The organism is Kitasatospora sp. MY 5-36 (assembly GCF_001182915.1).
Taxonomy (GTDB): domain Bacteria; phylum Actinomycetota; class Actinomycetes; order Streptomycetales; family Streptomycetaceae; genus Kitasatospora.
This window is the reverse complement of record NZ_LFVW01000517.1, coordinates 1-8,230: the sequence shown is the minus strand read 5'-3', so window position 1 is coordinate 8,230 and position 8,230 is coordinate 1. Positions and strand designations below refer to the sequence as shown.

General features: G+C 75.2%; 8 protein-coding genes and 1 pseudogene. 7 read left to right on the top strand and 2 right to left on the bottom strand.

All coding sequences use genetic code 11. From position 1 onward, the window contains the following. The 4 genes and pseudogenes from AE652_RS28875 to AE652_RS28860 form a co-directional block, all read left to right on the top strand. Positions 1-794: pseudogene (locus AE652_RS28875) on the top strand (DUF11 domain-containing protein); the annotation flags it as partial. Positions 795-956: 162 nt separating this feature from the next. Next, the gene (locus tag AE652_RS28870) at positions 957-1,508 is read left to right on the top strand and encodes a YciI family protein (protein WP_049656755.1); all 552 of its coding nucleotides are present in this window, start codon (positions 957-959) and stop codon (positions 1,506-1,508) included. A gap of 120 nt (positions 1,509-1,628) precedes the next feature. After that, positions 1,629-2,609 (top strand): GlxA family transcriptional regulator, encoded by a 981-nt coding sequence (locus AE652_RS28865; RefSeq protein WP_049656751.1) that lies wholly within the window; start codon positions 1,629-1,631, stop codon positions 2,607-2,609. Between the two features lie 145 nt (positions 2,610-2,754). Continuing rightward, entirely contained in the window at positions 2,755-4,158 is a 1,404-nt protein-coding gene (locus AE652_RS28860) for a DJ-1/PfpI family protein (protein ID WP_049656748.1), read from the top strand. A 52-nt stretch (positions 4,159-4,210) separates the two neighbouring features. Here the strand turns inward: AE652_RS28860 and AE652_RS28855 are convergent, their stop codons facing one another. Further along, positions 4,211-4,642: a hypothetical protein gene (locus tag AE652_RS28855; RefSeq protein WP_049656746.1), complete on the bottom strand. Its 432-nt coding sequence runs from the start codon at positions 4,640-4,642 to the stop codon at positions 4,211-4,213. A gap of 298 nt (positions 4,643-4,940) precedes the next feature. Between AE652_RS28855 and AE652_RS28850 the strand changes: the two genes are divergently transcribed. The 3 genes from AE652_RS28850 to AE652_RS28840 are packed head-to-tail and all read left to right on the top strand — an operon-like array spanning position 4,941 to position 7,969. Next, positions 4,941-5,615 (top strand): HEAT repeat domain-containing protein, encoded by a 675-nt coding sequence (locus AE652_RS28850; protein ID WP_049656759.1) that lies wholly within the window; start codon positions 4,941-4,943, stop codon positions 5,613-5,615. 3 nt (positions 5,616-5,618) lie between these two features. Beyond that, positions 5,619-6,677: a MerR family transcriptional regulator gene (locus AE652_RS28845; protein ID WP_049656744.1), complete on the top strand. Its 1,059-nt coding sequence runs from the start codon at positions 5,619-5,621 to the stop codon at positions 6,675-6,677. A 50-nt stretch (positions 6,678-6,727) separates the two neighbouring features. Then, positions 6,728-7,969, top strand: coding sequence for an MFS transporter (locus AE652_RS28840; RefSeq protein WP_049656742.1), 1,242 nt, complete (start codon positions 6,728-6,730; stop codon positions 7,967-7,969). Between the two features lie 73 nt (positions 7,970-8,042). On the opposite strand, the gene AE652_RS28835 is transcribed toward AE652_RS28840, so the two are convergent. Next, positions 8,043-8,230: hypothetical protein (locus AE652_RS28835; RefSeq protein ID WP_049656741.1), on the bottom strand; the 188-nt coding region annotated here is incomplete at its 5' end.

The window sequence follows — 8,230 nt, the reverse complement described above, 5'->3', positions numbered from 1 at the left end:
TCCCCGGCCCCGGCGGCACCCCGATCACCACACCGCCCTCCGAGGCGCGCGTGGATGTGAGCGGCACCAACGTTCCGTCGCTGAGCGTCGACAAGGAGGTCTGCCAGTCGGACAAGTCCGGCGACTGCGGTGAGGGCGGCGCCGGGCCGTGGGGCAAGGAGGTGACGCTGCACAAGGGCGGGGCGTCCGAGGAGCCGTGTGCGCCGGACAAGTGCCAGGCGTTCTGGCAGATCACGGTGACCAACACCGGCACGGTGGACCTGACCGGGATCACGCTGAACGACCGCCAGGAGGTGTCCTGCACGGTGGCGGCCGGGACGTTCGATCTGGCAGCGGGGCAGACGAAGAAGTTCTACTGCTCCAGCCTGATCAGTGAGGACACCGTCAACACGGTCACGGCCTCCTACATGCCGCCGAACTCGCCGCCCGGGACCGAGCCGGTGACCACTCCGCCGTCCTCCGCGCTCGCCCGGTGCACGCCGCCGTGCGAGAAGGAGGAGTGCCACGAGCACAAGCCCGGCCATGAGAACGGCAACGGGAACGGCAGTGGCCACGGCAACGGGAACGGCAACGGCCAGGGGCCGGAGCACGGCAGCACCGGCCCCGGCGAGCACCCGCAGGGTGGACACCCGCAGGGCGGGCACCAGCAGCACCACGAGGGTGGGCCGCTGCCGGACACCGGCTCGTCGGTCCGGCCCTACGCCGCGACCGGTGCGGCGCTGGCCGGGCTCGGTTCGGTGCTGGCGCTCCTGGTCCGGGCGCGCAGGCGTCGGGCGGGCGGGGTGAGCGAGTGAGCCCGACAAGGCCGGACCGGTCCTGACGGGCCGAGGGCGGTGGCCCGGGAGGAAGTCCTCCCGGGCCACCGCCCTGTGCGGCCGTCACGGAGGCATGCGGTCGGAATCCGCCGTCGACGCAGGCCCTGGACCTGGCCGCCTCCTTCAGGGGACCCTACGGGCATGGAGTTCTTCTGCTACCACCGCGACCGGCCCGGCTCCGGGACGTTGCGCCGCGAACTGCTGGAACAGCACTGGTCCTACATGGACGGGTACGCGGAGGAGTTGATCGCCCGGGGCCCGACCCTCACCGAGGACCGCGACGCCCCCACCGGCAGCGTGCACATCATCGACCTGCCCGATGCCGCCGCGGCCCGGGCGTTCGCCTTCGCCGAGCCGGGTTACCAGGCGGGCGTCTACCGGGACGTGCTGCTGCGGCGGTGGAGCAACACGCTGGGGCGCACCATGTGGGACTTCCCCGGCGGCCGGACCGGCGGCAACCGGTACCTGGTGCTCGGCCTCGGCTCGGGGCCGGCCGTCGACCTCGCCGTGCCGGCCGACCGGGACGGGCTGATCGCCTACGGTCCGCTGCTGTCCGACGACGGCACCGCCTGGCTGGGTACGGCCGCGCTGCTCCGGGCGCCGGACCGGGATGCGGCGGGCGCCGTCCTGACCCGGGAGCGGTACGCCGACATCGAGGTGCACGACTGGCAGTTCGGCGGGCGGCCGTCCTGACCGGCCGGTGCTGAGGCCGGTGCGCCGGGCCGGCGTCCGCCGCGTCCAGTGCCAGATCCGTCCGCCGTCCGCCCCTGGGAGACCTCGTGCGGGCGGTTCCTCGCGGCCTACCGTGGCGGGGTGAGCGAGGAGACGGACGGGTGTACCGGGCGGGTGCTGGTCCTGGTGCTGCCCGAGGTGAATCTGCTGGACCTCGGCGGTCCTGTGCAGGTGTTCGACGCCGCGGCGCAGCTCGGCGGCGGTTACCGGCTGGAGTACGTCGCCGAGGCGGACGCTCTGCGGTCCGCCCAGGGCCTGCGGCTGGCGGGGCTGGCGCCGCTGGACACGAGCCGGGCGGCAGCCGGTGACCTGGTGCTCGTGCCGGGCCCCCGGCTGACCGGATCCGACCGGCTGGTGGCGCCCGCCGTCGTGCGCTGGGTGCGTGAGGCGTACGACGCGGGTGCCCGGGTGGCGTCCGTGTGCAGCGGTGCGGTCGTCCTGGGGGAGGCGGGGCTGCTGGACGGCAGGGCGTGCACGACCCACTGGTCGCTCACCTCGGCGATGCGCGACCGGTACCCGCGGGCCCGGGTGCGTGAGGCCGCGCTCTACGTGCACGACGGGCGGGTCAGCACCAGTGCGGGCATCTCGTCGGGGATCGATCTCGCGTTGTCCCTGGTCGAGCGGGAGCGCGGCCCGGAGCTGGCCGGGCGGGTCGCGCGTGAGCTGGTGCTGTACCTGCGGCGGGACGGGGACGCGGCACAGATCAGTCCGTTCCTGCGGCACCGCGACCACGTCCAGCCCGCGGTGCACCGGGTGCAGGACCATCTGGCGCAGCATCTGGACGCCGCCTTCACCCTGCGTGAACTCGCCGGCATCGCCGGGCTGTCCCCTCGCGGTCTGACGCGGGCCTTCACCGCGGCCGCCGGCCTCACCCCGTTCGCCTACCAGCGGCAACTGCGGCTGGAGCGGGCCCGCGCCCTGCTGTCCGGTACCGACCTGACGGTGGAGGCGGTCGCGCTCCGGTGCGGGTTCCGTGACGCCCGGCAGCTGCGCCGGGTGGTCGCCGACGCCTTCGGGGCCCCGCCCTCGCTGCTGCGGGCGCCACTGCGGCCGACCGCCTGACGGGCCCGGCCTCCTCGGCGTAGAGCCTCTTCTGCGACCGGTTTCCCCCGATCTCCTCCGGTTTCCCCCTTTCCCGTTTCCACGAGGGCCGACGGCACCGTGCTGCCGGAACGTGCCCGGATTGTCGAGGTATGTCTTGTTCGCGATGAGTTCCGGGCCACGCAGGGGGCACCGGGCGCTGCTCCGTACCGGCCGGGTGCTGCTGGGCACGGGTCTGGCGGCCGCGTCCTTCGCGGGGATCGCCTTCGCGGGGGTGAGCGCGTCGATGGCGGACAGCTTCGCCCCTGCGCCGCGCGGATCCGGTGCCCGGGAGTGGCCGACCGCCCGGCCGGTGCCGGAGGGCAGGATCACCGTGGCGGTCGCGGTCAGCAACGAGGGGTCCGTGGCCACCGACGTCCTCGCGCCCTACCAGGTGTTCGCCGAGTCGCCGACGATGTTCGTCTACACGGTGGCCGCCGAACGCCGTGTCTCCCCGCTGTCCGGCGGCGCCCATCTGCTGCCCGACCACACGCTGGCCGAGGTGGCGGACGGCACTCTGCCGGAACCCGACGTGGTGGTCGTGCCCGCCGTGACCGACCCCGCCGGCGCGGGCGAGGAGCGCCTGCGCGAGTGGATCGTCGAACGCCACCGCAAGGGCGCCCGGATCCTCGGGGTGTGCGCGGGCTCCGAGCTGCTGGCCGCCTCCGGTCTGCTCGACGGCCGCCAGGCCACGTCGTTCTGGTCCAACATCGGCTCCCTGGAGCGCGGTTACCCGAAGGTCGACTGGCAGCGCGGGCGGCGCTACGTCGAGGACGGGCGGGTGACCACCACCGCGGGCGTCACCTCCGGCACCGTGGGCGCGCTGCGGCTGGTCGGGGAACTGGCCGGCGAGGCGGAGTCGACCCGTATCGGCACCGGCCTGGCCTACCCCGGCTGGACTCCGGACGGGGCGACCGCGATACCGGCCAACCACCTCGCCCTCGGCGACCTCCCGTACGCCCTCAACGCCGCGTTCCCGTGGCTGCGCCCCACCACGGCCATCGGCCTGGTCGACGGCGTCGAGGAGATCGACGCGGCCGCCGCCTTCGAGGGGTACGGCGGAGTCTCCTTCGCCACCCGGACGCTGGTGATCGGCGCCGGCGACACCGTCACCACCCGCCACGGCCTGGTCCTCGTCACCCGGCCCGCGACGGGAGGCGCCCACGGGGCGGACCGCTTCGTGGTGCCTGGCGTCAGGGACGCCTCCGGCCTCGACGGTGCGCTGGGCGGCTGGGCCCTGCGCAACGGGCTCGCCGCCGAACTGCCCGGCGGAGGGCGGCGGTCCGGGGAGTTCGGCTTCGATCCGGTCCTGCGGGACCTCGCCGAGCACGGCGACCGCCGGACGGCACTGACCATCGCGAAGTTCTCCGAGTACCCCTCGGCCCATCTGGAGCTGACCGGCGCGTCCTGGCCCTGGCGGTCCACTCTGCTGGCCGCGGCGGCGGTCGCCGTGAGCGTGGGGGTGGGGCTGGCACCGACGGCGGTCCGGCACACGGTTCGACGGCGGCGCCGCGCCGCACCGGGGCACTGAGGGGGACCCGCCGGGGCCGGGGCGGCCCGTGGAGCGGCGGCCGTGCCGTCCGTCAGATCGGGTCCGTCTTGATCGTTCCGACGCACAGGGCCCAGATGACGAGGGCGTCGATCGCGATCAGGACGATGGCCCACAGGGGGTAGTAGGGCAGCCAGAGGAAGTTGGCGATCATCCCCAGCCCTGCCACGACCAGACCGACGATGCGGGCCCAGGCGGCGCCGCTGAAGACCGCGACACCCGCCACGACGACGAAGACGCCGAGGATGAGGTGGATCCATCCCCAGCCCTCGGTGTTCATCGCGTACACGTAGCTGCGGGTGACGACGAGCAGGCTGTCGTGGGTGATGGCGGCGCTGCCCTGGAAGATCGCCATGAGGCCGGCGGTGATCAGCATGACCCCGGCGAAGATGGTCCACCCTGACGCGTAGGGGTACTGCTCGCGGCCCCGGGCGGTGGGGCCGACTCCGGACGTACTGCTGGCCATGACACGGTCTCCTTCGATCGCGGTCGCCTCGCGGACGGGGGACGGGGACGGGGACGGAGGGACGAGCAGCCGGGTGGAGGGGCTCCGGACGACGCGGAGCGGGGCACCCGCACCGGCAGAGCCCCACATTCACCGTAAGACCGGACCCTCCATCCCGCCGTCGGACGACCGGCCCGCCCCGACCGCTGCCCCGGCCGCCGCCCCGCCCTCGCCCGGGCCGCCGCGGGCACCGCGCACGGAATCCGCTTGACCTTGACACCGTGACAAGCCCTTCACTGTGGCCCAGGAGGTGGTCCTGATGACCAGGCCGGAAGAGGACAGGGACACGATGCGGGCGGCGCTCCGCGGGCTGGAGCACGACGACCCGTCGGTGCGCCTGCGGGCGGCGCTGGCCGTCGGCACGAACCCGGACGCGGGGTTCGTCCGCCCGCTCGTCGGGCGGTGCGCGGTCGAGCCCGAGTTCTCCGTGCGCGAGATGCTCACCTGGGCGCTCACCCGGCACGAGGCGGCGGTGACCGTCCCGCTGCTGCTCGGCGAGGTCCGCGCGGAGCGGGCGCAGGCCCGGAGCCAGGCCCTGCACACGCTGTCCAAGATCGGGGACCGGCGGGCGTGGCCGGCGATCACGCCGGCGCTGCTGGCCGACGCCGACGAGGAGGTGGCCCGCAGCGCCTGGCGGGCCGCGGTCGTGCTCGTACCCGAGGACGGGGTGCCCGCGCTGGCCGTAGTGTTGGCGGCTCAGCTCGGGCGCGGCGGACGCGAGACGCGGCTGAGCCTCAGCCGGGCGCTGGTCGCGCTCGGGGAGGCGGTGCTGCCGACGCTGGGCGCCGCGACGACGGACCCCGACCCCGGGGTGCGCGCGCACGCGCTCGCCACCGAACGGCTGTGGCACGACCCGGACGCCGGGTTCGAGCTCGCCGTCGAGGAGGCGAAGCGCACGGCGGTCTTCGGCGAGGGCCGCCAGGAGGGACGGTAGGCAGTGTTGATCGGCGACGTGGCCCGGCGGTCGGGGGTCAGCGCCCGCATGCTCAGGCACTACGAGTCGCTCGGGCTGGTGCGTCCGACGGGGCGCACCGGCTCCGGTTACCGCCGGTACGCGGACGAGGACATCCGGCGGATCTTCCACATCGAGAGCCTGCGGTCGCTGGGCCTCTCGCTGCGCGACGTCGGTCGGGCCCTGGACGATCCCGGCTTCGCGCCCGCGGAGCTCGTCGAGGACCTCATCCTCCGGACCCGCGAGCGCATCGCGGCGGAGACGGAGCTGCTCACCCGGCTGCGGCGGATCGACGCCGCGGAGCCCGCCGGGTGGGAGGAGGTCCTCCGGGTCGTCGCGCTGCTCCAGGCCCTGGAGTCGAAGAGCCCGGGGGCGCGGCAGCGCGCCGCGCTGTCCGCGGGCGAGGACGCGGCGGTGCCGGTGGAGGCGCTGGTCGAGGCCGTGCTGGGCGAGTCGGACCCGATCGTCGCCGGGGCGCTCCGGTGGGCGCTGGCGCAGTCGGGCGGGGACGGGACGGCCCTGCTCGCGGAGGGGCTGGACTCGTCCGCGGCCGAGGTGCGCGAACGGGCCGTCCGGTCCCTCGCCGAGCTGCCGGACGGGACGGCGACCGCGCTGCTGCGGGACGCCCTCGGGCACCCGGACGCCGTGGTCCGCAGGTACGCGGCCCTGGCGCTCGGGGCCCGCGGCGTGGCCGACGCGGTCCCGACGCTCATCGACATGATCGTCGGGGCGACGAACGACGCCGACGCGGCGGACGCGCTGGGCGCGCTGGCGAACGGCTCCGCTTCGGTGGACGATCCCGCTCCGGCGGACGGCGCCACGCCGGCGAGCGGCCCCGCGCTGGCGGACCGGATCGCCGCCGGGCTGGTCGACCGCCTCGCCCAGGAGGCCGTCGGCCCGGACGCGCGCCGACGGCTGACCCAGGCGCTCGCGGACGTCCCGGGCGGTACGGCGTCCCGCGCCCTCGAAGCGCTCGCGCGGGACGAGGACCGTGCGGTCGCGCTCACCGCGACGTACATTCTCAAGCTGCGCGCGATGCGGTAACCACGCGGTAGTCGCGCGACGGCCGGGGGCGGGTTCGAGGTGGGGGTGGCATGACAGGGGCCGGGCGGTTCCGTCGGCAGCGGCGGCTGTTCCTCTCGGTGGCGATCGACACGTTCGGCTCCGGCGTCTTCCTGCCGCTGTCGCTGCTGTTCTTCGTCACCGTCCGGCACTTCCCGGCGGCCGCCGCGGGCACCGCCGTGACGGTCGGGTCGCTCGCGTCCTTCGCCGTCGTGCCGCTCTGCGGACGGGCCGTCCAGGCGGTGGGGCCCAAGTCCTGCCTGGTCGTCAGCAACGTCCTGACCGCGCTCGGGTACGGGCTGTTCTTCGCGGCCGGGAACCTGTTCACGGTCGCGGCCGCCACCTTCGTGGTGACGGCCTCCGACCGCCTCTACGGCGCTGCCTGGCCCACCCTGGTCGCGCGGTTCGCGAAGCCGGAGGAACTCACCGAGTGGTTCTCCGCGGTCACCGTGCTCAAGACGACCTCCCTGGGCGTCGGCACCCTGGGGGCGACCGCCCTGATGGCGCTCGCCGGCGGGCACGGCCTGGAGGTCGCGCTCGCCCTGAACAGCGCGAGCTCCCTCCTCGCGGCCGCCCTCCTGCTGGGGGTGACCGTGCCGGCCGCCGATCGGCCCGGGCTCCGGGCGGCGAGGTCGAACACCCGGGCTGCGCTCGGCGACCGGCCGTTCCTGTCCCTGGTCGCGTCCCAGACGCTGCTCTCGGCGGCCTGGCTGATCCCGACCGTCGCCTTCCCCCTCTACCTGGTGGAGGGCCTCCACCAGGCCGCCTACTGGCCGACCGTCGTGGTCGCCGTGCGCTACGCCACCGCCACCACCCTGCAGATGCGGATCAGCCGACTGCTGTCCGGCTGGAGCCGCTCGCGGGTCCTGGGCCTGTCGATCGGCGCGGCGGCCGGCGCCATCGCCCTCACCGCGACGGTCTCCACCGCCCCGCACGCCCTCCAGGGCCCGCTCGCCGTCCTCGTGGCGGTGGTGCTGGCGCTGGCCGAACTGGCCTCGAAGCCCACCGCGGCCGCGACGGCGGTCGCCATGGCGCCCAAGGGCGACGAGGGACCGTACATGTCCCTGTTCCAGCTGACCTGGACGGTGTCCTACGCGGTCGGACCGGCGGTCATCGGCCTGGGCCTGCAGAACCCCCCGCTGCTCTGGACCGCGCTGGCCCTCTGCGTGGCGGCCAGCGCCCTGGCCCACCGCCTCCGCACGCCTTGGCGACCGCGGCCGCAACCGCACGGGCCCTCAGTCCGTGGGCTGCGGGAGGAGGCCGAGGCCCCGTAGCCGACGCCCCGAACGCCCCGAACGCCCCGAACGCCCCGGACGCCCCGGACGCCCCGGACGCGCGGGCCGGGCCTCAGTGGCGTACCGGCGGCTGCTCGGCGGCGCCGTAGGCGCGCAGCTGGTACGGGAGCGCGGACGGGCGGCACCACTGGAGGTCGAGGCCGCAGGCCCCGAGGACGGCGCCGAAGGCGTGCCGCATCGCGTCCTGGACGGCGGTGCGGGCCCGTGCGGCCCGCTCGGCGGCGGGGGTGTCGCCGTCGG

Excerpts from the sequence above, each read along its gene's own strand:
- AE652_RS28870 (WP_049656755.1), top strand. The coding sequence starts at position 957 with ATGGAGTTCTTCTGCTACCACCGCGACCGGCCCGGCTCCGGGACGTTG.
- AE652_RS28860 (WP_049656748.1), top strand. The coding sequence starts at position 2,755 with ATGAGTTCCGGGCCACGCAGGGGGCACCGGGCGCTGCTCCGTACCGGC.
- AE652_RS28855 (WP_049656746.1), bottom strand. The coding sequence starts at position 4,642 with ATGGCCAGCAGTACGTCCGGAGTCGGCCCCACCGCCCGGGGCCGCGAG.
- AE652_RS28850 (WP_049656759.1), top strand. The coding sequence starts at position 4,941 with ATGACCAGGCCGGAAGAGGACAGGGACACGATGCGGGCGGCGCTCCGC.
- AE652_RS28840 (WP_049656742.1), top strand. The coding sequence starts at position 6,728 with ATGACAGGGGCCGGGCGGTTCCGTCGGCAGCGGCGGCTGTTCCTCTCG.